24 protein-coding genes are annotated in these 22,565 nt (G+C 57.2%); 8 read left to right on the top strand and 16 right to left on the bottom strand.

Annotated features, from left to right (window positions below):
* The first annotated feature begins 5 nt into the window (after positions 1-5).
* Entirely contained in the window at positions 6-1,031 is a 1,026-nt protein-coding gene (locus tag K325_RS0108685) for a MalM family protein (RefSeq protein WP_029653879.1), read from the top strand.
* Positions 1,032-1,034: 3 nt separating this feature from the next.
* Here K325_RS0108685 and K325_RS0108680 read toward each other — a convergent pair whose 3' ends face one another.
* Genes K325_RS0108680 through K325_RS0108670 form a run of 3 tightly spaced genes read right to left on the bottom strand, consistent with a single transcriptional unit; the run spans position 1,035 to position 3,463 of the window.
* Entirely contained in the window at positions 1,035-2,069 is a 1,035-nt protein-coding gene (locus K325_RS0108680) for a polysaccharide deacetylase family protein (protein ID WP_029653878.1), read from the bottom strand.
* A gap of 40 nt (positions 2,070-2,109) precedes the next feature.
* Entirely contained in the window at positions 2,110-2,796 is a 687-nt protein-coding gene (locus tag K325_RS0108675; RefSeq protein ID WP_029653877.1) for a DNA-J related domain-containing protein, read from the bottom strand.
* A gap of 10 nt (positions 2,797-2,806) precedes the next feature.
* Complete coding sequence (locus K325_RS0108670) at positions 2,807-3,463, bottom strand: TetR/AcrR family transcriptional regulator (RefSeq protein ID WP_029653876.1); 657 nt, start codon at positions 3,461-3,463, stop codon at positions 2,807-2,809.
* A gap of 73 nt (positions 3,464-3,536) precedes the next feature.
* Between K325_RS0108670 and ttcA the strand changes: the two genes are divergently transcribed.
* Positions 3,537-4,445: a tRNA 2-thiocytidine(32) synthetase TtcA gene (ttcA, locus tag K325_RS0108665; RefSeq protein WP_029653875.1), complete on the top strand. Its 909-nt coding sequence runs from the start codon at positions 3,537-3,539 to the stop codon at positions 4,443-4,445.
* 3 nt (positions 4,446-4,448) lie between these two features.
* Here the strand turns inward: ttcA and K325_RS0108660 are convergent, their stop codons facing one another.
* The 9 genes from K325_RS0108660 to ccoN form a co-directional block, all read right to left on the bottom strand.
* Positions 4,449-5,138, bottom strand: coding sequence for a sulfite exporter TauE/SafE family protein (locus tag K325_RS0108660; RefSeq protein ID WP_029653874.1), 690 nt, complete (start codon positions 5,136-5,138; stop codon positions 4,449-4,451).
* Positions 5,139-5,146: 8 nt separating this feature from the next.
* On the bottom strand, positions 5,147-5,383 hold the full coding sequence (gene ccoS, locus K325_RS0108655; RefSeq protein WP_029653873.1) for a cbb3-type cytochrome oxidase assembly protein CcoS: 237 nt from the start codon (positions 5,381-5,383) through the stop codon (positions 5,147-5,149).
* 35 nt (positions 5,384-5,418) lie between these two features.
* Positions 5,419-7,866: a heavy metal translocating P-type ATPase gene (locus K325_RS0108650; protein WP_029653872.1), complete on the bottom strand. Its 2,448-nt coding sequence runs from the start codon at positions 7,864-7,866 to the stop codon at positions 5,419-5,421.
* The gene (locus K325_RS0108645) at positions 7,863-8,378 is read right to left on the bottom strand and encodes a FixH family protein (protein WP_029653871.1); all 516 of its coding nucleotides are present in this window, start codon (positions 8,376-8,378) and stop codon (positions 7,863-7,865) included. The genes K325_RS0108650 and K325_RS0108645 overlap by 4 nt, the downstream gene beginning before the upstream one ends.
* A gap of 52 nt (positions 8,379-8,430) precedes the next feature.
* A complete protein-coding gene (ccoG, locus tag K325_RS0108640) occupies positions 8,431-9,864 on the bottom strand; it encodes a cytochrome c oxidase accessory protein CcoG (RefSeq protein ID WP_029653870.1) in 1,434 nt (477 codons plus the stop codon).
* A 131-nt stretch (positions 9,865-9,995) separates the two neighbouring features.
* Positions 9,996-10,886: a cytochrome-c oxidase, cbb3-type subunit III gene (gene ccoP / locus K325_RS0108635; protein ID WP_029653869.1), complete on the bottom strand. Its 891-nt coding sequence runs from the start codon at positions 10,884-10,886 to the stop codon at positions 9,996-9,998.
* The gene (locus K325_RS0108630) at positions 10,883-11,068 is read right to left on the bottom strand and encodes a CcoQ/FixQ family Cbb3-type cytochrome c oxidase assembly chaperone (protein ID WP_029653868.1); all 186 of its coding nucleotides are present in this window, start codon (positions 11,066-11,068) and stop codon (positions 10,883-10,885) included. Before K325_RS0108630 ends, ccoP begins: the two co-directional genes overlap by 4 nt.
* Positions 11,069-11,072: 4 nt before the next feature.
* Positions 11,073-11,681: a cytochrome-c oxidase, cbb3-type subunit II gene (gene ccoO / locus K325_RS0108625; RefSeq protein ID WP_029653867.1), complete on the bottom strand. Its 609-nt coding sequence runs from the start codon at positions 11,679-11,681 to the stop codon at positions 11,073-11,075.
* Positions 11,682-11,696: 15 nt separating this feature from the next.
* Positions 11,697-13,127, bottom strand: coding sequence for a cytochrome-c oxidase, cbb3-type subunit I (gene ccoN, locus K325_RS0108620; protein WP_029653866.1), 1,431 nt, complete (start codon positions 13,125-13,127; stop codon positions 11,697-11,699).
* A 223-nt stretch (positions 13,128-13,350) separates the two neighbouring features.
* Here ccoN and K325_RS0108610 point away from each other — a divergent pair, with 223 nt between their 5' ends.
* Together K325_RS0108610 and rlmM are read left to right on the top strand one after the other, a co-directional pair.
* Entirely contained in the window at positions 13,351-13,998 is a 648-nt protein-coding gene (locus tag K325_RS0108610; protein ID WP_228128419.1) for an alpha/beta family hydrolase, read from the top strand.
* A gap of 308 nt (positions 13,999-14,306) precedes the next feature.
* On the top strand, positions 14,307-15,383 hold the full coding sequence (rlmM, locus tag K325_RS0108605; RefSeq protein ID WP_029653863.1) for a 23S rRNA (cytidine(2498)-2'-O)-methyltransferase RlmM: 1,077 nt from the start codon (positions 14,307-14,309) through the stop codon (positions 15,381-15,383).
* 6 nt (positions 15,384-15,389) lie between these two features.
* Here rlmM and K325_RS0108600 read toward each other — a convergent pair whose 3' ends face one another.
* Positions 15,390-15,683, bottom strand: a complete 294-nt coding sequence (locus K325_RS0108600) for an antibiotic biosynthesis monooxygenase family protein (protein ID WP_029653862.1) — start codon at positions 15,681-15,683, stop codon at positions 15,390-15,392.
* Between the two features lie 83 nt (positions 15,684-15,766).
* Between K325_RS0108600 and tusA the strand changes: the two genes are divergently transcribed.
* A complete protein-coding gene (gene tusA, locus K325_RS0108595) occupies positions 15,767-16,009 on the top strand; it encodes a sulfurtransferase TusA (RefSeq protein ID WP_029653861.1) in 243 nt (80 codons plus the stop codon).
* A gap of 6 nt (positions 16,010-16,015) precedes the next feature.
* Here tusA and dsbD read toward each other — a convergent pair whose 3' ends face one another.
* Positions 16,016-17,896: a protein-disulfide reductase DsbD gene (dsbD, locus tag K325_RS0108590; RefSeq protein WP_228128418.1), complete on the bottom strand. Its 1,881-nt coding sequence runs from the start codon at positions 17,894-17,896 to the stop codon at positions 16,016-16,018.
* A 146-nt stretch (positions 17,897-18,042) separates the two neighbouring features.
* Between dsbD and K325_RS0108585 the strand changes: the two genes are divergently transcribed.
* The 3 genes from K325_RS0108585 to pdxB are packed head-to-tail and all read left to right on the top strand — an operon-like array spanning position 18,043 to position 21,049.
* On the top strand, positions 18,043-18,606 hold the full coding sequence (locus K325_RS0108585) for an elongation factor P hydroxylase (RefSeq protein ID WP_228128417.1): 564 nt from the start codon (positions 18,043-18,045) through the stop codon (positions 18,604-18,606).
* On the top strand, positions 18,603-19,871 hold the full coding sequence (locus K325_RS0108580; protein ID WP_029653858.1) for a DEAD/DEAH box helicase: 1,269 nt from the start codon (positions 18,603-18,605) through the stop codon (positions 19,869-19,871). Before K325_RS0108585 ends, K325_RS0108580 begins: the two co-directional genes overlap by 4 nt.
* Before the next feature lie 23 nt (positions 19,872-19,894).
* Complete coding sequence (pdxB, locus tag K325_RS0108575; RefSeq protein WP_029653857.1) at positions 19,895-21,049, top strand: 4-phosphoerythronate dehydrogenase PdxB; 1,155 nt, start codon at positions 19,895-19,897, stop codon at positions 21,047-21,049.
* A gap of 62 nt (positions 21,050-21,111) precedes the next feature.
* On the opposite strand, the gene htpX is transcribed toward pdxB, so the two are convergent.
* Positions 21,112-21,993 carry a protease HtpX gene (gene htpX, locus K325_RS0108570; RefSeq protein ID WP_029653856.1) on the bottom strand — a complete coding sequence of 294 codons (882 nt, stop codon included), beginning with the start codon at positions 21,991-21,993 and terminating at the stop codon, positions 21,112-21,114.
* A gap of 93 nt (positions 21,994-22,086) precedes the next feature.
* On the bottom strand, positions 22,087-22,560 hold the full coding sequence (locus K325_RS0108565; protein WP_029653855.1) for a hypothetical protein: 474 nt from the start codon (positions 22,558-22,560) through the stop codon (positions 22,087-22,089).
* Positions 22,561-22,565: the final 5 nt, after the last annotated feature.

Genomic DNA, 22,565 nt, shown 5'->3' with positions numbered 1-22,565 from the left:
GCGCTATGGGGCGAGGTCGAGCTGGAAAGGTTCTGAGCAGCGTGGTAGCGCTGGCTTTGATGTCGGGTTGCCAAACAGGGGGAGAGCGCCCGGAGCGGGAAGGCTACTTTTCCTGGGTGGATGAGCGGGGACGAGTGCAGTATTCGCGAATTCCTGAGTCTCAACCAGAGGAAAGCAAAGAGACACTTTCCCCTTCTGAGCCGGTCTCCGACGAAGGGGTGGCATTGGCACTGGAAACGGCAGCTGAGTATACGACCGATAACTACCCAGACGGGAATGAATTGGCGAAAAATGGTTTTGTTCGACCTGGGCAGCGCCAACCCTATTTTACCTGGCTCGATGCCGATGGCGTTGTCCGGGTCAGCTACTTCACGCCGGATACCCGGGGTGAAGTCCAAAAAAAGGGAGACAACGCGCCGGTTACCCTGACAGAAGCCAGTGTTTATCTCCCCTCTGGTCAGGAACACCATGCGCCGGTTGAAGGCTATGATCCCGATGCCTTTGCTATTCTTGGGATTGCCGATACCGCCTCGTTTTTTTCGGTGTTCGCCCAACGGTGTTGTGAGCAGTTGCCGGCCAGGGACTTTCAGGAATGGCAGGAAGGACGTGAGTTTGGTGTGCGCTTTGAGAAGGACACGCCCCGGCACCGCTTCAGTACCGGAGATTCCCCTTACAAGCTCATTGCTTTGCCGTCCGGGGCTGTTGTTCCGGGATTTGTCATGCGGATCCGCTCATATGAGCAGGAGGGGGTTCTGGTGCCCAGCCTGGCTTTTCTCGACAAAAACCTGAAGCCACTGCGGGTGGTAACCGATCTGGTGTTTGATTACCAGCCGGAAAGCTGGCACAAGCGTGGTTACCTGGAAGGCTGGGTGCCGGCGTTCCCGGGCCAGGGAGAGCGGTGGCTGGTGTTGTATACCCGCCCACAGGACCTGGCAGGACAGACGACCCTTGATTCCGGAAGCTCGGTGAGGGCCGTCCCGCATACGACGGTTGGTGAACTCGGCATCGCCACTTTCGAGGATGTGTGGTAAGCCTCAATCTTCCGGAACGTTCAGATTCAGCCATTGCTGCGATAACCAGTAAAAGCTGCCGTTGCCCGCAGGGTGTGTGCAGTTGTAGCGGAACCGGCGACTGTTAATCGCCTTGGGCGCCCGGACTTTGATGTCGTTTCCAGCCACAGAAAATTCAATGCGCCCAAGCCCGGACGCGAAGCAGGTGAGTCGCGAAGGTTGGATAGCGTCGGAAGGCGTGAGCTGCAGCGTTGGAGGGTTCTGGGTGATAACGCCATCCGGCAGTGTTTCCGCGGGCACAGGAAAGCCTTTGCTCATCAGTTTGTCTTTCAGGCTACCGAGCTGCCCGTACGCGTTGGCCATTGGGAATCGAGGTAAGCGGGTCTTACCGGAAAACGGCCCGATGGCACCCGATTGTTGGCCAAACCCCAGCCAGCCTCGCTCCTCCAGTTTTTGCTCCAGCGCCTGATCGAACTCACCGTAGGGATAAGCGAACAGCGGTTCCTCGACACCCAACTGGTTTTTCAAAACGTTCTGAGCGATATCCAGACTGGCGGCCACCCGCTGTTCCCAGTCATTTTCCGGTTCGCCCGGTCGTTTGACCAGGTGGTCATGGCCGGCGCTGTGATTGGCAATGGTTACCAACGGGTTGCCTGCCAGCTCGCGGAGCTGCTCCCAGCTCATGTAGCCCGGAGTGCCGATGGCGTCTGTGTTAACAAAGAGAGTGTAGGGCATGTCACGTTTGTTCAGCAGGGGAGCCGCATAACGATGAACAGACTCATAGGCATCGTCAAAGGTGATGGCGATTTCGTTGGTGTCGGGATGGGCGTCGTCGAGCGCGGCCAGAGTACCTTTTTTAAGAGCAACAACCTCAAGGTCCAGGTTCCCTATCATGTCTATCTGCGCTTCAAACAGAGAGCGGGAGGTGCTTGTGGCCGCAGGCGTGCTGTCATCGACATGGTGGTACTGCAACACCACAAGGTCGGCCCGGGCCTGGTGGCCGGAGAAGAGCAGGGCACTGATCAGAGGTAACAAAATCAGTTTGGTCGTTCGATTCATGGTTCTGTTTCCTGACACCCGTAAGGGCTGGCCGGATGGATTAAGCGTAGTGGGCCTTCAGGAGAGAGAAGGCCTGATTGAGCTTCTGGACTTCCCCTGTATCGCCGCCGCGATCCGGGTGAGCCCGCATAACGAGCTTGCGAAAGCGCTGTTTGACCGTCGAAAACTCGACGGGAAGAGGGTCGAGACCCAGCACTTTTCCAGCGTTGACTGCGCTGGGCGTGTCGGGTTTCCGCGCCGCAGCGCCTGACCAGAAACGGTCCATCATGTCCCGGATGGTTGCCTCAGACATAAAGTACTGGGACAGGTCGAGATAGAATTCCCGGAGGGCGTCGGGTGAGCCAGGTAACGACGACGCCAGGGGCATCGGCACTGATGAGGAAATACGAAGGCAACCTGGTGAAATCTGGAGGCTTTCCCCGCTTTCTCCTATCTGGTCGCGTAACCGGTAAAGGACGTGGAACAGAAGAAAGTGCACGGGATAAAGCCGGTCTGGTTCGTGAAAAGCCACAGGGCCTATCAGCGCCCATCGGTCTGATTGGAGAGCGCGAATCAGCGCCAGTTCGGACAGGCCCGTCGGGCCTGCTGCACGCAATTCATGTTCCACCGCCACCAGCAGGTGGTCTACCTGCTGATGCAGCCAGTGGTGCTCCGCCTCGTTGCCCGAGGTGGAGAGCGGGTGTCCGGGAGACGATGGTGGGGTCGGGTGGATGGTCATGGCCATCATGGTAAGCCACTCAGGCCTCGCTTGAAAGCGTGGCCATGGCCGGAAAGCCCCCAAGAAACAACTGGGTTGAGAACTCTGCAGCTTTCCGGGCCTCGTTCTGGGCGGACTCGGGGCTCTGGTGGGCCCGTCTCGCGACCAGCATGCTGGTGTCGTAGGCGACGCCGAAAAAAGCAGCGCACAGGTAATCTGTATCAACCGCCGGCAACAGGCCTCTGGCGATGGCGTTGCGAACATCTTCTTCCAGTGACAGCATGGTCAGCCCGAGAATGTCAGAGCCAAACAGGTTTCTCAGGGCCCTCTGGTTCTGGTGCGCCAGTTCATAGACTACCGGGTCCCGGGCAGTGGCGCTGTAGAGCGCGAGGTAGGCGTGATAGACGAATTCCCGGGTAGACGAGGCGGCCTGGCGTTGCTGGCTCATGTCGTCATTCATTGACGTCAGAAAATCACTGAGCAGAGCCGCAAAAATATCCTGTTTGCTGGAAAAGTAGTTGTAGAAGGTGCCGGCTGCCAGCCCGGTTCGGCGAACGATATCCCGGATGGTGGTGTTGTCATAGCCGTGTTCTCGAAAGCAGTCTCTGGCTGCCCCCAGAATCGCTCTCTGATTACGTATACGGTTGAGTGCCCGTTTGCCCGTGGCCTGTGGTGTGGCCAAATTCAACATATCCATGTCGCTATCCTGTCCCTGATGGTTTGTGGCGCGTATAATTGCCCGCTCACTTACCTTGTGAGCGTGAAAACGAATGCCCGAAGCAACGATCAGCCCTGAAAAAACACCGGTTTCCGAGAAAGAGCGCCGTCAGAAACTGGAGTTTAACAAACTGCAGAAACGTCTGCGCCGTGAGGTGGGGCAGGCGATCGCTGATTTCTCGATGATTGAAGCCGGTGACAAGGTGATGTGCTGCCTGTCTGGTGGCAAAGATTCCTATGCCATGCTCGATATTCTGCTGAACCTGCAGAAAAGTGCTCCGGTACATTTTGAGCTGATCGCTGTAAATCTGGACCAGAAACAACCGGGGTTCCCCGAACACGTTCTGCCGGAGTATCTTGCCTCACTGGGTATCGAGTATCACATCATCGAGAAAGACACCTACAGTATTGTTAAGGAAAAAGTACCCGAAGGGAAGACCACCTGTGGTCTGTGTTCCCGGTTGCGCCGGGGCATTCTTTACAATTTTGCAGAAGAGCACGGCGTTACCAAAATTGCCCTTGGTCATCACCGGGATGACATGTTGGAGACGCTGTTCCTGAATATGTTCTACGGAGGCAAGCTAAAGTCGATGCCTCCGGTCTTGCACAGTGACGATGGGCGTAACATTGTCATCCGGCCTCTGGCCTATGCGCGAGAGAAGGATATTGCCCGCTACGCCTCACTGCGGAATTTCCCCATCATTCCCTGCAATTTGTGTGGTTCTCAGGAGAACCTTCAGAGACAGGTCATCAAGGAAATGTTTCAGACCTGGGACAAGCAGCACCCCGGTCGTCTTGAAACCATGTTCCGGGCTCTCTGCAATGTGGAACCTTCACACCTGGCGGATCCCGAACTGTATGATTTCAAAGCGGGTAAACGCCTTGGTGGAAAACGGCAGGCGGTCGTGCAAAGCGCAGAGCCTCAGCAGGATTTCGGGCGGCTGGACGTTCTCAACCTCTGAACATCAGTGGTTGAGCAGCGCTTGAATGGGCAGGGTCCATAGGCCGAAGAGGATCAGCAGGAGCCCGCTCAGCTTTCGGAACCCCTGATGGCCTTTCAGGTTCCTTATCCAGTTGGCGGCAAATCCCGTTGCCAGCATGGAGGGCAGGGTACCCAGGCCGAAAAACACCATGGTGAGCGCAGCGCTTGAAACGGTTGGCTGCAGGGCCGCCCAGCCCAGAGTACTGTAGACCAGACCACAGGGGAGCCATCCCCACAATGCACCCAGGGCGAGGGCCTGGCCACCGTGATGAACCGGCAGCAGCTTTCTGGTCAGGGGAGAAAGAAAGCGCCAGGCTGGGGTGCCAATCCGCTCCACATAGCGAATACCCTGCCACCATTGCCCCATTGATAATCCCATCATGATCAGCAGCAGACCGGCCAGCGTCATCAATAGCAGGCCTGCGCTCTGCGACTGGCTGGCCGCACGGGTGCTGAGCAGCGCGATGAGTGTGGCGATGAGCGCGTAGCTGCCAATTCGCCCGGCATTGAACGCCAGCAGCAGCAAGGTCTGACGCAGGCGGAAGCCTTGCCCGACCGGCAGAGCCATAGACAGTGATGCGCTGATGCCACCGCACATGCCCAGACAATGCGTGCTGCCCAGTAAGCCGATCAGAAAGGCACTGGGATAACTCAGGTAGAGTTCTGGCTGCATGCTCTGGCTTACCCTTTGTGGTCTCCGGCTGAGCTGTCTTCCCCGGCTTTTTCAGTGCTTTCAGGCTCGCTTTCGGTCTGGCGTGCTTCTTTGGGAATCATATCCTTATCATCGTCGTAGAGGATACGGTGGGCCGGGCCGTCTAGGTCGTCATACTGCCCGTTCTTGACGGCCCAGGAAAACAGCAGGATTCCGAGGGCCACAAGGAGCAGCATCAGCGGAACCAGTATCATGACGATCTGCATGAGTACCTCCTTCTTAGAGTGTTACGGCCAAGGTATCAGGCCGTTTCCGGTGCGCCAAGCGGAGGCTCTGTGGGAGCCTTCTTTCTGCCAGCCCGGCTCAGTCGCAGCGCATTGAGAACCACAATCAGTGAACTCAGTGACATCCCGATGGCTGCCAGCCAGGGAGGAACGAGGCCGGCAGCGGCCAGGGGCAGGGCACAGACGTTATAGCCGAAGGCCCAGATCATATTCTGACGGATGATTCTGCGAGTTTTCTGGCTGGTTTCCAGCGCGGCGACCAGGGAGTATAGCTGGCCATTGAGCAGCACCGCGTCAGCTTTCAGCTGGGTGAGGTCTGCCGCAGTGCCCATGGCAACGGATATGCCGGCTCCAGCCATAGAGGGCAGGTCGTTCAGGCCATCGCCCACCATCATTACCTGATGGCCTTCCTGGCGGAGTTGGGTCAAAACCTCCAGTTTTCGCTCAGGAGACGCCTCGCCGATGGCGCGATCAATCCCCAGGGCCTTTGCCACTTGCTGGACGTGACCGGATCGGTCACCACTGAGCAACAGGGTCTGGATGCCAGCGTCATGCAGTGCATTTACTGCAACGGCTGCGTCGTCCCGGATCTGATCATCCAGTTGGAAGCTTGCCAGCCATTCCTGCTCCGTTGCCAGCCAGATTTCCATGCCCTGAGCCTGATCCGCTTCGGGTGGAGTTTTTTTGGTGTGCTCGGCAACGAAGGCTTTATGCCCAATGAAGAGTGGGTGGCCGTTATAAAGCCCTGATAAACCTCCGCCCAGATGATTGGTCACCTGAGTGACCGTTAACGACGGCCGATCGTGAAAGACCCTGGCAATCGGGTGCTCTGAGTGCTTTTCAAGGCCTGCAGCGAGGCGGGCGCAGGTTTCTTCGTCTAGGCTGCCATAAACCGATTGGCCGGTCAGGCTCAGCTCACCCCGGGTCAGGGTGCCGGTCTTATCAAAGACGACCGTATCGATAGTGTTCATGGATTCCAGGGTATGCCCCCGGGTTGGCAGAAAACCAAGTTTCCTCAGGCGCACGGTGGCTGAGGTGATGGCTGTTGGTGTTGCCAGAGAAAGAGCGCATGGACAAGTGACCACCAGAACCGACAGGGTGATATCGAAGGCGTTGTCGGCACCCGCAAGCCACCAGCCAAACCAGACAACCGGAGCCAGGATCAGTACCCGGCCAACAAACTTGCCGGCAATGCGGTCTGCCATACGCGCCACCGGCGGCTTTTCTGACTGGACCCGATCCAGAACCCTGAGGATACCAGACAGGCGGGTCTGGGCTCCGGCATGGGTCACCTGGATGTCAATCGGGTTTTCCCCATTCACGCTGCCTGCATGCACTGTATCGCCTGGCTTACGGGTTTCTGGCAGGTACTCTCCGGTAAGGGCCGCCTCGTTCAGCGTTGACTGTCCGGAAACAATGACTCCATCCACAGGGAGCGTCTCGCCGGGGCGCACCCTGACAATGTCCCCGGGCTGCACCTGGTGCATTGCGACAATCTCTGCCTCACCATTCGTTACCCGGGCTGCCACGGAGGGCTGGAACCCGGCCAGGGCATTACCACTCAGCCCGGCCCGGTAGCGCGCCTGGACCTCGATGTAGCGGCCCAGGAGCAGGAAGAAGGTGAACATGCACACCGACTCGAAATAGACCTCCTGGCCGCCCATCACTGTTACCCAGGCGCTGGCGCTATAGGCCAGCCCGATCGCAATCGCAACGGGCACATCCATGGTCAGGTGTCGGGATATCAGGTCCCGGCGGGCGTTGCTGAAGAACGGTCGGGCACTGTAGAGCACCACAGGGGTGGCGACGAGCAGGCTGAACCAGCGGAAAAAGTCGACGAACCCCGTAGAAAGGTCGCTGATCAGCTCGAAGTACAGGGGGAACGCCAGCATCATGCTCTGGAAGGTTCCGATGCCGGCGACCGCCAGCCGGATGAGCATAGACCGGTGCTCGGCTTTTAGCGCCAGCTCGGCTTCATCGGCCTGATAGGGGCGGGCGCTGTATCCCAGTTCGTGAATCGCAATCAGCAGATCGCTGAGCTTTACTTTGTCCGACTCCCAGACCAGCCTTGCCCGTTGGGTGGTGTGGTTTACGGTGAAGGTTTGTACCCCGGGCTGCTGCTTCATGTGATTTTCCAGCAACCAGATGCACGCGGCACAGGTTATTCCGCCGATCAGTAACTGGGCCTCCTGGCCTGCCTTGACCGGTGCAACAAAGGCTTGCTGGACCAGTGGATGGTCAAGCTCCCGGATACGGTCGACTTCTGATCTGGTCAGTTCTCTTGGGGTAACGGCTGGCTCGGTGCGTAGTTCGTAGAAACCTGTCAGGCCTTCCTGATGGATCGTTTCGCAAACGGCCTTGCAACCCTGGCAACAGAAGTGACGTTGCTGTCCTTGCAATTCCAGAGTTATGAGCGGCCCGCCGTCCGCGGGCTCTCCGCAGTGGAAGCAGTTCAGGGCGGTCACCCTTGAGCGTCGCCTTGCGCTTCAATATGAATCGGGGCTGAAGAGGGTAAACGGAGTTCGCCTTTTACCCGCCAGTCGTTGTCGGGGCCCTGAAGGTCGTAATACCAGCGTCCGCTCACGTCTTCCAGCAGTTGCCCTCGATATTCGCCCGGTGCAACACGGCTGAACTGTACGGTCTTGTCTTCACCGGAGAGAGTAGGGTGATAAAGGTTGAAAACCAGGTACGGGTAATCTGCCGCTCCCGCGGTGGTATCCAAAGCCAGGGTTGCGGACCGGCCTGTGATGTTAAGCGTACCGGCGAGTTCGAGGGCCGCTGCCTGCTCATCCCGGGCGATGGACATGTTGATGCCTCGGCCCTGCTTGGAGTAGTCGTCTGTCACCAGTGAGTTGTCCATGCTGGACGAAACCACCAGAGCCGTTACGCCCCACATCATGGATGCAAGCGGGAATATGGTCAGAAACCAGAACCACGGCTGGCGGTACCAGGGGGCGACGGGTGCATTGTCAGTCATTACAGTCATGTCTCAGTTTGTGGCTTGAAGGTGGGTCGTGGTGCCCCACGTACTAACGGGGCCTTGGACCGACAAACCTGCTTTCAGTTTCAAGTTTAATCAGAGAATCCGGTTCGGACTCGGCGTAGAAGCGAATTTCGTTGTTGGTTTCTACGAGAACCTCTGGTGCTACATCCACCACTGTTGGCAACGAGAAGTTCTCTCCGCTGCTGATGGTAACGGTTGTGTTGGTCAGGATGCGAATTCCCTCCAGGCCATCCACTGCCAGGCTGAAGGTCTGTGGTACTTCTGACATGTTCTGGATTTTAACGGTATACGAGTTTTCCACCCGGCCTTCACCGTTGAAGCTGAACAGCGCCCCGCGGTCACGGAGGACATCCATCTTTGCCGGTACCCGGGTTGCGATGGTGAACACGACTGCGCTGATCATGAGCAGCAGGACAGCACCGTAACCAAAGGTACGGGGGCGCAACAGCTTGGAGGTCTTTCCTTCCAGCTCGTTTTCGGTGGTATAACTGATGAGGCCCTTGGGGTAGTTCATTTTCTCCATGACTTCATCGCAGGCATCAATGCAAAGTGCGCAGCCTATGCACTCGTACTGAAGTCCGTCCCGGATATCGATGCCGGTAGGGCACACCTGAACGCACTGGCCGCAGTCAATGCAGTCACCGAGCCCGACGTCGGTCGGCGCTACGCTTTTCTTACGGCTGCCCCGGGGCTCACCTCGATTGGGGTCGTAAGACACCACGCGGGTGTTCGGGTCGAACATGACCGACTGGAAACGAGCATATGGACACATGTACAGGCACACCTGTTCACGCATCCAGCCTGCATTGAGGTACGTGGCTACGGTAAAGAACGCCACCCAGAAATACGCCCAGCCATTTGCCTGCAGGGTAAACAGGTCAATGATCAGTTCACGGATCGGGTAGAAGTAACCGACAAAAGTGACCCCTGTTGCCAGGGCAACGAAGAGCCACAGGGCATGTTTGATCGACTTCTTGGCAAGCTTTTCGGCCGAGTTGGGGGCCTTGTCGAGCTTCATGCGCTTGTTGCGACTGCCCTCAACCTTCTCTTCTATCCACATGAAAATGAAGGTCCAGACCGTTTGAGGGCAGGTGTAGCCACACCAGACCCGGCCGAACAGGGTAGTGATGAAAAACAGGCCAAAGGCCGAAATAATCAGCATGCCCGAGAGCAGGAAGAAATCTTTCGGGAAGAAGGTGACGCCGTACAGGTGGAATTCCCGGGCGGGCAGATCGAAGTGAATCAGGGGCTGGCCGTCCAGAGTCAGCCACACGAACAGAAAGTACATGCCCATGAGCAGGGTCAGACTGACGTTTCGTATTCTCTGGAAAAGGCCTTTGACTTCCTTTACGTAGATCTTTTTACGGCTTGCGTAAAGATCAACGGTTTCGGGTTTTTTGTTGTTATTGGAGGAATCGCCGTTCGGGTCAATCTGCTTGACCGGAATCTCGTTGCTCATGGGTACCTCCCGGTGAGTGATAAAGCTGGGAGCGGGCCTCGGAGGGTCTGCTGATCTTCTCAAGCCTGTACCCGCGAGGGCAGATACAGGGTTGAAAAGACCGGGCCAGGGCGAGCCTGGCCGGGTCAGATTCAGTTAGACAGACTGTATACGTAAGCTGCCAGGATCTGAATCTGGTCGTCGGTCAGACGACCTTCCTGTGCGGGCATCTGGTTCTGGCGACCGTTCACGACGGTCTCTTTGATCCACTCGTAGGTGGAGCCATACAGCCAGACATTATCGGTCAGGTTGGGCGCGCCCATCGCTTCCATGCCTTTGCCATCAGCCCCGTGGCAGGCGGCGCAGGCCTGGGAAAATACCTCTGCACCGGCTTTGGCGGCTTCTGCATTTTCTTCACGACCGCTGAAGCTCAGTACGTAGTTGACCACCTGATCGACCTGCTCATTGGTCATGTTTGGCATAACACCTTTGGCGGGCATGTTGCCGTTACGACCCTGAGTGATGCTGTGCAGGATCTGCTCAGGCTGGCCACCCCACAGCCAGTCTTCGTCGGTCAGGTTGGGGAACCCTACCTGGCCGCGCGCGGCTGTTCCATGACACACCGAGCAGTTGTTGGCGAACAGGCGCTGGCCGATCTTCATGGCGTCCTGATTCTGCGCCAGCTCAGGAATGGCGGTGTCGCCATACTGAGCGTAGATTTCGCCATATTTTTCGTCTGCCTCTGCAACTTCCGCTTCCCACTGGTTGGTGGAGGTCCAGCCCAGCAGGCCCTTGTAGTTGCCCAGACCCGGGTACAGGGCCAGGTAGCCCAGTGCGAATACGCAGGTGCCTACGAACAGGTAGAACCACCATTTGGGCAGGGGGTTGTCGTATTCCTCAATGCCATCAAAAGAATGGCCCATGGTTCGGTCGGTTTCGACATCGGTTGTCTGGCCCTTTCGGGTGGCCCAGAGGAGCCACCAGCAGCCAAAAACAGTACCGAGCACGATCACGGTGACCCAGATGCTCCAGAAGGTACTCATTGTTTTTTCTCCGTTTTATCCTGTTCGAGAGTACGCTTATCCACCTCTTCGTCATCGAAGGGGAGATGGGCCGCTTCCTCGTTCGCCTTCTTGCGGTGGGCGCTGTAGGCCCACCAGACGATGCCGAAGAACGCTGCCATTACCAGCAAGGTGTGAATGCCGCGTAACTCATTAATGTCCATGGGATCACCGTTTCTCTGAAATCACAGTACCCAGCTGTTGCAGGTATGCGACCAGAGCTTCGATTTCAAATTTTCCCTCGATCTCAGCAGCAGCACTGGCAACCTGCTCATCGGTGTAAGGCACACCGAGTGTCTGCAGCGTCTTCATGCGGGCTTCGATGGAGCCATGGTCAACACGGTCTTCGAACAGCCATGGGAAAGCGGGCATATTGGACTCGGGCACAACGCTGCGCGGGTCGAACAGATGCTGGCGCTGCCAGGCATCGGAGTAACGACCACCAACACGTGCCAGGTCAGGACCGGTACGCTTGGAACCCCACAGGAACGGGCGGTCGTATACGAACTCGCCCGCAACGGAGTAGTGGCCATAGCGCTCAGTTTCAGCCCGGAAGGGGCGGATCTGCTGGGTATGGCACACGTGGCAGCCTTCGCGGATGTAGATGTCCCGGCCTTCCAGTTCCAGTGCCGACAGAGGCTCCAGGCCTTCAACCGGTTCGTTAACTTCCTGGTGGAAGAACAGGGGCACAACTTCCGCCAGGAAGCCACCACTGATGGTAAAGACGATCAGGACGATCATCAGACCAAGGTTTTTTTCGACTATTTCGTGTCTCATCTGGTCTCTCTCCCCTTACGCCGCCTGAACCGCAGCATTGTCTTCTGCAACGGCGTCTTTCTGGCGCACGGTCATGTACACGTTGTAGGCCATGATCAGCATGCCGCTGAGGAAGATGGCACCACCGATAAAGCGTACAAAGTAGCCTGGGTAAGAGGCCTCAAGCGCTTCAACGAAGCTGTAGGTCAGCGTGCCGTCGGCGTTCACCGCGCGCCACATCAGACCCTGCATGATGCCGTTAACCCACATGGCGGCGATGTAGAGTACGGTACCTACGGTGGCCAGCCAGAAGTGAACGTTGACCAGAGCCGTGCTGTACATGGCCTGAATGCCCCAGAGCTTGGGAATCAGGTGATAAACCGCACCGATACTGATCATGGCTACCCAGCCCAGAGCGCCGGAGTGTACGTGACCAATAGTCCAGTCGGTGTTGTGTGACAGCGCGTTGACGGTCTTGATGGACATCATCGGGCCTTCAAAGGTAGACATGCCGTAGAAGGACAGGGACACCACCAGGAAGCGCAGAATGGGGTCGGTGCGCAGTTTGTGCCAGGCACCCGACAGCGTCATCATACCGTTGATCATGCCGCCCCAGGAGGGAGCCAGCAGAATCAGGGACATGACCATACCCGCAGTTTGCGCCCAGTCAGGCAGGGCAGAGTAGTGCAGGTGGTGACCACCAGCCCAGACGTAGGTGGCAATCAGAGCCCAGAAGTGAACGATGGACAGGCGATAGGAGTAAACCGGACGGTTGGCCTGCTTGGGAACGAAGTAGTACATCATGCCCAGGAAGCCGGCGGTCAGGAAGAAGCCAACTGCGTTGTGACCGTACCACCACTGCATCATCGCATCGGTAACACCCGCGTAAGCGGAGTAGGATTTGAAGGCTGTTGCAGGCAGCGCCATGTTGTTACCGATGTGCAGGGCTGCAACGGTAATGATGAACGCGCCATAGAACCAGTTTGCCACGTAGATGTGCGGTGTGCTGCGCTTGGTAATGGTTCCGAAGAAGACCAGAGCATAGGTTACCCAGATAACCGCGATAGCGATATCGATCGGCCACTCCAGCTCTGCGTACTCTTTGGTTGAGGTCAGGCCCATAGGCAGGGTGATGGCCGCAGCCACAATAACAGCCTGCCAGCCCCAGAACGTGAACGCGGCTAATCCATCGGAAATCAGGCGCGCCTGACAGGTCCGCTGGACAACGTAGTAGGACGTTGCGAATAGGGCGCTTCCACCAAAGCCGAAGATAACGGCGTTGGTATGCAGCGGTCGCAGGCGACCGAAATGGGTAAAGGGCAGGTCGAGGTTGAGGGATGGCCAAACCAGCTGTGCTGCAATCAGCACACCCAGAGCCATACCTACAATACCCCATACCACTGTCATGATGGCGAATTGCCTCACCACCTTATAGTTGTATGTCAGGTTTGCATTTACTGTGCTCATAGCCTTACCAATGGGTTCAGGATGGGGAATTATGCGGGGGCAAGTATGGAGAAACGGTTATTCCTTTGCAATGATCAAGATCAAGTTATGATATCCGTCAAATCCGCCGGAATCAGTAGTCTGGCCAGTAAGTTGCAGGTCTGGTTGAATGCTTTTTTCAGGAGCTTTAACAGTTTGCCTGCTTGCCTTGTGAAAGGTATTGCACTTAAAACGGGAGTATCGGTTGAATAGAATTACGACCAAAAGCTATGGCAAGGGTGCCAAAGTGGTAATGATTCTGGCCCATGGTGCCGGCGCGCCAATGGATTCGCCCTTCATGGATCAGCTGTCGGCTGACCTTGCCGTGCAGGGCATTGAAAACCTGCGATTCGAATTTCCATACATGGTCAGGCGGAGGGAAGATGGCCGGAAACGGCCCCCGGATCGTCAGCCAGTGTTGCTTGCCGCCTTTGAGGATCAGGTATCGAGGGTCAGGGCGGAGTTGGGTAACGACGTCCGGCTATTGATAGGGGGTAAATCCATGGGGGGGCGGATGGCCTCCCTGCTTGCCTGTGAGGCGCTGACCGCTATCGACGGTGTGGTGTGTTATGGCTATCCCTTTCATCCGCCGGGCAAGCTTGACCGGTGGCGTATTGCGCACTTGTCTGAGGTTAAGGTGCCTCTGTTGGTGGTGCAGGGGACCCGGGACCCCTTCGGAAAGCCTGCCGAACTGGAGGCCCAGGGCGTCATTTCAGGGATTACCCGGTTAGCATGGCTTGAGGGCGGCGATCATGACTTTCAGCCGACGGCCCGGCAGCCGGAGCGGCAGGAAGACCTGATCAGGCAAGCTTCGGCAGAGACGCGTCAGTTCGTGGATGACATGCTTGGGTGAGGCCCGGCAGGATCGTATCCAGGTGACGACGATTGTAAAGGCCGGTCAGAGCATCATTCAGGCTGGCCCCCTGTCGCCAGCAGTTTCAGAGCCCGGGCCGACAATGTTTGTCGGGCAATGCCGAGGAACGGTCACCTAAACAAGGCCATTGAAAGTGCGCATGCGATCAGGGTGAGTGGGATGGAAGGGTTTGCCAGGGTGGTGCCAGTGTGACGGGGAGCAGGAAATAACGGTAATCTAAGCAGGTTCAAGTTTTACCGCTGTTTGTGTGTCAGATTCCTGGCAGCGGTTACCCACAAGGTTAGAGAATGCAGCAGATAATGTTGATGTGTAGGCCCGGCTTTGAGGTGGAAGCGGGGCAGGAGTTGGTGGACCGGGCTGCTGGAAGCGGCATGTTTGGCTATTTTCAGCCGGTGAAAAATGCCGGGCTCGCACGATTTACTCTGGGTGGCCCCGAGTGCGCTGAAGACCTGATGCAAAAGGTGGCATTTGAGGACCTTGTCTTCATCCGTGACTGGTTCATCGTGGTTGGTGACTGCGAGCTCCCTGCTACAGATCGGGTGGGTGCTGTTATTGAATTTCTCCGTGATTCTGGGTGGGCAGAGCCCTTGGCTTCACGCGTGGAAACCCGGCTGATGGAGACCAATGAAGACCGGGATCTTGGCAACTTCGCCAGAAAATGGGTAGCACCACTTTCGAAGGGGCTACGGGACGCAGGGTTGCTGGCGCCGGCCTCTGGCACGGAGCCGCTGTACAGGCTGGAAGTTCTTCTGCCAGACTTCGGGACTGCCATCATCGGGCTCAGTCTGACTGGCAATTGCTCTCCCTTTCCCGCCGGTATCCCCAGGCTTCGGTTACCTGCGTCGGCACCAAGCCGGTCGGCCCTCAAGCTAGAAGAAGCGTGGAAAGTGTTTCTACCCCCGGACCGTGTTCTGGACTACCTGGGAGGTGGAAAAAAAGCCGTTGATCTGGGGGCGGCACCGGGGGGCTGGACCTGGCAACTGGTGCAGCAAGGTATGATGGTTACCGCGGTAGACAACGGCCCGATGAATGCCGATCTGATGGCGTCGGGCCATGTAGAGCATGTACGGGCTGATGGTTATGCCTGGCGGCCGAAGCGGCCGGTAGACTGGATGGTCTGTGACATCGTAGACAAACCCCGCCGAACGGCTCGTATGGCTCTGGACTGGGTGGGTAGCAAGTTGTGCAGGTATACCGTGTTCAATCTCAAGCTGCCGATGAAAAAGCGTTATGAGGAATGGTTGATTTGTCAGGGTATTCTTCTGGAAGGGCTGGCAGAGGCGGGAGTAAACTGTCGACTTAAGGCTCGCCACCTCTACCATGACAGAGAGGAAATTACCTGCTTTATCGAGCGGCTGGACTGACTGTCGTCACGGCATGTCGCTGTGTTGCAGGACAGTGATCATCTCATCACGATCCATCATGGGAGTCAGTTCTGCCATCAACTCCCGGCGCTCGGACGAGCGGTACCAGCGGTCCCAGTCTGCTTCTGAGCGCCAGTTGGCCAGGGTTATCCGGTGGTTGGGGTCGCTGCTGTCGACCAGGGTTTCACCCGAAATAAACCCTGGTGTGCTCACCGCCCGTTGCAGGACTTTTCTGGCCCGGTCTTCGTAGGCCGACTCCAGTGTTTCCGCAATATGACGCTCGATAAGTACCCGGATCATCTTAATCTCCTTTATTTTCGCTGCGATAAACAATAATTTAGCACCGGTTTAAAAAAAATCACGCATACGCCAGGAGGCCGAGTTTGTCGGACAAAGATCATCACGCAGAACTGGATGCCCGGGGGCTTTTTTGCCCGGAGCCTGTCATGATGCTGCACAACCGTATTCGGGAAATTGAGGTGGGGCAGGTGCTTAGGGTCGTTGCGACAGATCCGTCCACCACCCGGGATATTCCGAAGTTCTGTCAGTTTCTTGGGCACGAACTGCTCAGCCAGGAAGAAGCAGAAGGCGAGTTTCTGTTCAGAATTCGCCGGTGCCAGGACTGATTGCATTCAGAGGTTGTTCTGAACCGTTTTGATATGGGCCAGGAACTGGTCTTTGTCCATTTCTCCAAGGACTCGTGCATCACTGAGTTCTGCACCTCCGGCCTGGAAGAACAGAATGGCCGGAGGGCCAAACAGACCGAGTTCATCCAGCAGAGCCTGCTGTGCTGGTGTATTGTCCGTCATGTCGATCTGAAGCAGCGTGTAGGCTGATAATGCCTGGATCACCTGAGGATCGCTGAACACGTTGCGTTCCATTACCTTGCATGAGATACACCAGTCGGCGTAGAAGTCCAGCATGACGGGTTGCCCCTGTTCGCGGGCCGTCGCGAGCAGCCCCCGAATCTGTTCCGGAGCCTCTGCTCGCTGGAAATCAGCGTGTGTTTCGGGGCCCGGAAGGGTGCCAGACGGAGCGGCGGTAACGAACGGCGCCAGGGGTCTGAGTGGGTCATTGGCGCCGCTGACAGCCCCCGCCAGAAGGGCAAGGCCATAGGCGAACAACACCAGCCCAAGCCCTTTTCGGGTTCTCTGCCAGCCGGCCCTGGCGGCGTCAAATGCGCCCAGTTGAACGCCGGTAATGGTAATCAGGAGGCCCCACATCGCCAGGCTTGTCCAGGCAGGCACCAGGCGTTCAATTAGCCAGATCGCAACGGCCAGAAGCATCACGCCATAAAAGTGCTTTACCGTTGTCATCCAGTGACCGGTTGTTGGCAGCAGCTTTCGACCACCAACGGCTACGAGCATCAGGGGCACGCCCATGCCCAGGCCCAGTGAGAGCAGGGCGATACCGCCAATCACCGCATCCTGAGTGGTCGAGATGTACAGCAGGCTTCCGGCCAGTGGGGCCGAGACGCAAGGGGAGACGATAAGCGCTGAAAGTGCCCCGATCCCGAACAGGCTGGCCACGCGCCCGCCAGTCAGGCGGTGGCTGGCATCATTAAGGGGTTCGCGGATAAAGCGCGGAAGCTGAATCTGGAACAGGTCGAACATGGACAGGGCGAACACCACGAACAGGGTGGCAAAGACGCCGAGCACCCAGGGAGACTGCAGTTGTGCCTGCAGGTTGAAGCTGGCGCCGAGTAACCCGGTGACGACGCCGGCGGCGGCATAGGTAAGCGCCATGCCCAGAACATAACTACCGGAGAGCAGCAGAGCCTGACCTGTTGATCGGGTATTTCGGCCGGAGACCATGGAAGAAATAATGGGCACCATGGGGAGCACGCATGGTGTGAAGGTCAGGCCCAGACCAAGCAGGAAAAACAGGCCGGCAATCATCCAGATGGATTGGCTGGAGAGGAACCCGGCAAGGCCGGTGGCTGTTGAGGTGTCGCGGGCTGCTGTCTGGTCCGGCATTGCGCCCGCGCCGGGGGTGCTGGCACCCGATTCCTCGCCGCTACCGGGGTAATAGAGAACGTCGCGGGTCTGCGGGGGGTAACAAAGCCCGGCTTCTGCGCAGCCCTGATAGGTAACCTGTAACTCAGCCTCGCGGGCGCCCTGGGGCAGTTGGATGGGAATTCTGGCTTCGACGGGCTCGAAGAAAACGGTCATTTCACCGAAAAATTCGTCGTCGGTCAGGGTGCCCGGCAATGAGTATTCTGGCGCACCAACCTGAACGCCCTCTGTCAGAGTGCTGACCTGGATCCGACTCTTGTAAAGGTAGTGGCCTGGGGCGATGTTCCACGTCAGAACGATGGCGCCGTTATCTGTGGTGTAGTTAAACGGGAGGGCCTCGTCAACGGGCAGGAACTCGCTGTTCGCGAACAGGTTGCTGGTTCCGAAACCGATGGCAGTGGCGGTCGTCGAAAAAGCGGAAAGAGCCAGTGCCAAGATAAAAACGACGACGCTGGGCAAGGGCAACCTGGATTGCGGGTAAGCCTGGATTACTGACATGGATCCGGTCATTTCCTGGTTCTGATCTGCATGAAAAGGGTTTGCTGCCAGTGGACACGCTGGCCGGTGGAAAGTTCCCACTGGCATTGGTTGAATTAAAGTCGCACAATAGCCAACCGATGAATCACAATCCAGACGATCTTATCATGCTGTTCAATGACCTGTTCCGGGAATCGTACCGGACGGTTCTGGTCAGAGGCAGTGAAGAACCGGAATACCTGCCTGCGAGCAAGCCTGAAGGGGTTGCCCAGGTGGTTTTCGCCCATGGATTTTTTGCCAGCGCCCTGCACGAAATGGCCCACTGGTGCATTGCAGGTGAGCACAGGCGCACGCAGTATGATTATGGGTACTGGTATTGTCCCGATGGGCGAACGCCGGACCAGCAGAGCGCCTTTGAGCATGTGGAAGTCAAACCCCAGGCGATTGAATGTCTGTTTTCGCTGGCTGCAGGCTTCCTGTTCCATATCAGCGTCGACAATCTGGCGGGCGGAGGCGCCGCCAATGGCGATGCCTTCCGTTTGAACGTGCTCCGGCAGGCTGAGGAATACCTGGCGCACGGGCTACCACTGCGCGCACAACAATTTTTTGATTCGCTCACGCAGTTCTACGGAACCCGGGCTTTGATCCATGATCACTGGTCCCGGGCCAAAAAACATCTTGCACCTGCTGAGCTGGAATACGACCAATCAAGGATATTTGAAACTTTATGACATCTGCCCCCAAACATACCGGCGATCTTCGCTTCAGCGATCTTAATCTGGACAAGCGACTGCTGGATGCCATTGCCAAAATCGGTTTTGAATACTGCACGCCCATTCAGGCCGAGACTCTGCCCTGGACCCTGGCTTGCGAAGACCTGATTGGACAGGCCCAGACCGGAACCGGAAAAACGGCGGCCTTTCTGATTACGGCCATTCAGACGCTTCTGGAAACACCAATTGAGGCAAAAGACCGGTTTGCCTCCGAGCCCAGAGTACTGGCGTTAGCGCCCACTCGTGAATTGGCTATGCAGATCGCCAAAGACGCGGAACAGCTTTGTCAGTACACAGGCCACAATGTGGTCACCGTGGTTGGTGGCATGAATTACGATAAGCAGCGGGAACAGCTGCAGAATGAAATTGTCGATGTTCTGGTTGCGACGCCCGGCCGATTGATTGATTTTCTGGGTTCACAGGATGTATTCCTGGACCAGCTCGACATTCTGATTCTCGATGAGGCTGACCGGATGCTCGACATGGGCTTCATTCCGGACGTCAAGCGGATCATCCGCAAGTGCACGCCCAAAGATGAGCGCCAGACGCTGTTGTTCAGTGCCACTTTCAACCAGGATGTTCTGAACCTCGCATCCATGTGGACCCGTAATGCCGAGTTCGTGGAAATCGAGCCGGAACAGAAAACCGCAGAGCGAGTAGAGCAGACCGTCTATCTGGTCTCTGACAACGAGAAACTGCCGGTACTCGTGAACTATCTTAAGCGGCCGGAGGTTGAGAAGGCCATTGTGTTTGCCAATCGCAGGGATCAGTGCCGGGATCTGGACGAGGATCTCAGGAATCAGGGGGTTAAGGTTGCCCTGATGTCTGGTGAGATTGCACAGAACAAGCGATTGAAAACTCTGGACCAGTTCAAGAAAGGGCAGATACAGGTCCTGGTTGCCACCGATGTGGCTGGCCGGGGTATCCACGTAAACGGCGTTACTCATGTATTTAACTACAATCTGCCAGAGAACGCGGAAGATTATGTGCACAGGATCGGCCGGACAGGTCGGGCGGGTCAGACCGGTGTTTCTGTGAGCTTTGCCGGCGAGGAAGACGCGTTTGCGCTTCCTGAAATTGAAAAGTACATCAGTCAGAAGCTGAAAACGGCGGTGCCGGATGAGAACCTGACCGCGGCCATGGATAACCCTCCGATTACCCGCAAGCGCGGCGGTCGTCGGCCTCAGGGCGGCAACCGGGGGCCGCGGCCCCGACGTCATTAACAGTTACTGGTGAGAATGCCGTTATGTTGATTGTTGCGGACGAGAATATTCCCCTGCTGGATTCGTTTTTTGGCGACATTGGAGATATTCGCCGGGTCAATGGCAGAAATCTTTCCCCGGATCAGGTGCGGGATGCTGACGTTCTTCTGGTGCGTTCGGTTACCCGGGTGGATCAGGCCTTGCTGGAGGGCAGTCGCGTCCGGTTCGTGGGTACTGCAACGATTGGCACTGATCATATCGATCAGGCCTGGCTGGAAACTCAGGGGATCGGTTTTGCCGCAGCCCCGGGTTGCAATGCGGCCAGTGTGGCCGAATACGTGCTTTCAATGTTATCGCTCTACGCTGAGCGTAGAGGTATCGAAGACTGGTCGACTCTGTCGGTGGGGGTCGTGGGTGTTGGTAATGTGGGCGGTGAGTTGGCCAGAATGCTGCAACGCCTCAATTTCACCGTAAAGCTGTGTGACCCTCCCCGGCAGGAAAGCGAGCCCGAGCAGGCTGAGGAGTTTGTGCCTCTGGCAGAGGTACTGGAGTGCGATGTGGTTACGTTGCATACGCCGCTTACCCGCCAGGGTGCCCACGCTACCAATCGGATGCTCTCTGAAAGGGAGCTGGCGCTGCTAGGCCCGGATCAGTTGCTGATTAATGCAGGTCGTGGTGAAGTGATCGATGGCGAGGCCTTGCTGGCCCGCCTGACGCAACCGGATGCGCCCACGGTTGCCCTGGATGTCTGGGAGCACGAGCCTCGAATCAATCCGGATCTTGTCGAAAAGGTCTGGCTTGCGACGCCCCATATTGCCGGTTATAGCCTGGAAGGGAAAGTTCAGGGCACCGAAATGGTATATCGGGCGCTCTGCCGTTATCTCGGGTTGCCGGTCAGGAAAAAGTCCGGTCAGTTCCTGCCTGAGCCCGCCCTGAGCAAAGTTTCTTTTACCAGCAGTGTCGATGAAGACGAAGCCGTTCAGGTGGCCCTGAGAGCCTGCTACGATCCTCGCAGAGACGATGCCCGGCTACGCCTGACTATGGCGGGAACTCCTGAAGAGCGGGCTCAGGCCTTTGACAAGTTGCGGCGGGATTATCCGGTTCGTAGGGAGTGCTCCAGCCTCAAGGTGCAACTGAAGGGCAGCAGCAGATCGATACAGGACGGTTTCCGGGCGATTGGTTTTAAACTGAAGATCTGACGGCTTAAAGAGCTTTCGACAGATACACAAAGGGCGCCGCATTGGCGCCCTTTGTTGTTGGCTCACACCGCTGCGTTTTGCAGCGCTGCAATCCGGTCTTCCAGTGGTGGGTGAGTCATGAACATTGCTGCCAGACCTTCCCGGGCGCCGCGGTTGATTCCGAAAGCCTGCAAGGTATCCGGCATCTGGTCGGGCACTTCGCTTTCCTGCTTCAGGCGGGCCAGGGCGGCGATCATGGCGCCTCGGCCAGCCAATTGAGCGCCCGCAATGTCGGCACGGTATTCCCGGCGGCGTGAAAACCAGAACACGATGGTGCTGGCCAGAATGCCCAGAACAATCTCAGCCACAATACTGACCACAAAGAAACCGATCCCATGGCCATTCTCGTTCTTGAAAATGACCCGGTCGACGAACGAGCCGATGACTCGGGATGCGAAGATAACAAAGGTGTTTACGATGCCCTGAATCAGCGTCAGCGTCACCATATCGCCGTTGGCCACGTGACCAATTTCATGGCCCAGAACGGCCCGGATCTCGTCTTTGCTGAACCGGCTCAGCAGGCCTTCACTGACAGCAACCAGTGAGTCGTTCTTGTTCCATCCGGTGGCAAACGCGTTTGACTGTTGAGCTGGGAAAATGGCAACTTCCGGCATCCCGATGCCAGCCTTCTTGGCCAGATCGGCAACCGTCTCGACCAGCCAGCGTTCAGCGGGAGTCCGGGGCGAGTCGATAACCCTTGCCTTGGTGCTCCATTTTGCCATCGGCTTGGAGAGAAGCAGTGAAATAAAGGCGCCGGCGAAGCCGAACACAGCGGCGAACGCCAGGAGAGAGCCATAATCTATACCTTGCTGGGCCAGATAGCTGTCCACGCCGAGCAGGCGCAGGGTGACGCTGGCAACCAGAATAACGGCCAGGTTGGTGGCCAGAAACAACAGAATGCGCATGGTTTTGTCCTGTATCAGCTAACCGGAAAACGGAGTGTCTGTCTGACCGTTATATGTGGCTGAGGTTCATCGGTTCAAGAACCTTACCGGCATTTAATGAACGGGTTCAAGGCCGGCGTCGTTGAAAAAGGTGGATTGAACTGCGAGGCTGATGCGGCTGGAGCTGCCGCTTTTCAGAGCAGATCGCAGAAGATGAATGTAGGTGGACAGATCCTTCTGCACGGACGCCGGCAGACTCGGTTCCCGGGGGGCTGTTGAAAGCTCCCTGACCAGTACCTGAGGTGCCGGAGCGTTCAGCCGGACAAAGGCCTGCCGGGTGAGCACGGCCTGATCCAGCGCCTCCTGGCGAATGGTGTCCACGTATCGGATAAGGCCCTCTTCCGCCAGCCAGAGCAGGGCACCAAAGCAGGCCATGTGACGCGTGCTGTGCAACCCGAACTCGTCGGGTTCATCTGGCCCGGCAATGTCTTCGACGAACAGGTTGGTTCGCCTCGGGAAAGTCATGTAGAGCTGAACCAGCGCGATTGCTGCGTCTTTATAGAACTCTTCGACGTGAATATCAGCCATGCGAT

Origin of the sequence: Marinobacter daepoensis DSM 16072, from assembly GCF_000421165.1 — a bacterium.
GTDB classification, from domain to species: Bacteria; Pseudomonadota; Gammaproteobacteria; order Pseudomonadales; family Oleiphilaceae; genus Marinobacter; species Marinobacter daepoensis.
Note: the sequence above shows the minus strand (reverse complement) of the source record. Positions and strands in the feature narration are given on the sequence as shown.

Excerpts from the sequence above, each read along its gene's own strand:
- K325_RS0108685 (WP_029653879.1), top strand. The coding sequence starts at position 6 with ATGGGGCGAGGTCGAGCTGGAAAGGTTCTGAGCAGCGTGGTAGCGCTG.
- K325_RS0108680 (WP_029653878.1), bottom strand. The coding sequence starts at position 2,069 with ATGAATCGAACGACCAAACTGATTTTGTTACCTCTGATCAGTGCCCTG.
- K325_RS0108675 (WP_029653877.1), bottom strand. The coding sequence starts at position 2,796 with ATGATGGCCATGACCATCCACCCGACCCCACCATCGTCTCCCGGACAC.
- K325_RS0108670 (WP_029653876.1), bottom strand. The coding sequence starts at position 3,463 with ATGGATATGTTGAATTTGGCCACACCACAGGCCACGGGCAAACGGGCA.
- ttcA (WP_029653875.1), top strand. The coding sequence starts at position 3,537 with ATGCCCGAAGCAACGATCAGCCCTGAAAAAACACCGGTTTCCGAGAAA.
- K325_RS0108660 (WP_029653874.1), bottom strand. The coding sequence starts at position 5,138 with ATGCAGCCAGAACTCTACCTGAGTTATCCCAGTGCCTTTCTGATCGGC.
- ccoS (WP_029653873.1), bottom strand. The coding sequence starts at position 5,383 with ATGCAGATCGTCATGATACTGGTTCCGCTGATGCTGCTCCTTGTGGCC.
- K325_RS0108645 (WP_029653871.1), bottom strand. The coding sequence starts at position 8,378 with ATGACTGACAATGCACCCGTCGCCCCCTGGTACCGCCAGCCGTGGTTC.
- ccoG (WP_029653870.1), bottom strand. The coding sequence starts at position 9,864 with ATGAGCAACGAGATTCCGGTCAAGCAGATTGACCCGAACGGCGATTCC.
- ccoP (WP_029653869.1), bottom strand. The coding sequence starts at position 10,886 with ATGAGTACCTTCTGGAGCATCTGGGTCACCGTGATCGTGCTCGGTACT.
- K325_RS0108630 (WP_029653868.1), bottom strand. The coding sequence starts at position 11,068 with ATGGACATTAATGAGTTACGCGGCATTCACACCTTGCTGGTAATGGCA.
- ccoO (WP_029653867.1), bottom strand. The coding sequence starts at position 11,681 with ATGAGACACGAAATAGTCGAAAAAAACCTTGGTCTGATGATCGTCCTG.
- ccoN (WP_029653866.1), bottom strand. The coding sequence starts at position 13,127 with ATGAGCACAGTAAATGCAAACCTGACATACAACTATAAGGTGGTGAGG.
- rlmM (WP_029653863.1), top strand. The coding sequence starts at position 14,307 with ATGCAGCAGATAATGTTGATGTGTAGGCCCGGCTTTGAGGTGGAAGCG.
- K325_RS0108600 (WP_029653862.1), bottom strand. The coding sequence starts at position 15,683 with ATGATCCGGGTACTTATCGAGCGTCATATTGCGGAAACACTGGAGTCG.
- dsbD (WP_228128418.1), bottom strand. The coding sequence starts at position 17,896 with ATGTCAGTAATCCAGGCTTACCCGCAATCCAGGTTGCCCTTGCCCAGC.
- K325_RS0108585 (WP_228128417.1), top strand. The coding sequence starts at position 18,043 with ATGCTGTTCAATGACCTGTTCCGGGAATCGTACCGGACGGTTCTGGTC.
- K325_RS0108580 (WP_029653858.1), top strand. The coding sequence starts at position 18,603 with ATGACATCTGCCCCCAAACATACCGGCGATCTTCGCTTCAGCGATCTT.
- pdxB (WP_029653857.1), top strand. The coding sequence starts at position 19,895 with ATGTTGATTGTTGCGGACGAGAATATTCCCCTGCTGGATTCGTTTTTT.
- htpX (WP_029653856.1), bottom strand. The coding sequence starts at position 21,993 with ATGCGCATTCTGTTGTTTCTGGCCACCAACCTGGCCGTTATTCTGGTT.
- K325_RS0108565 (WP_029653855.1), bottom strand. The coding sequence starts at position 22,560 with ATGGCTGATATTCACGTCGAAGAGTTCTATAAAGACGCAGCAATCGCG.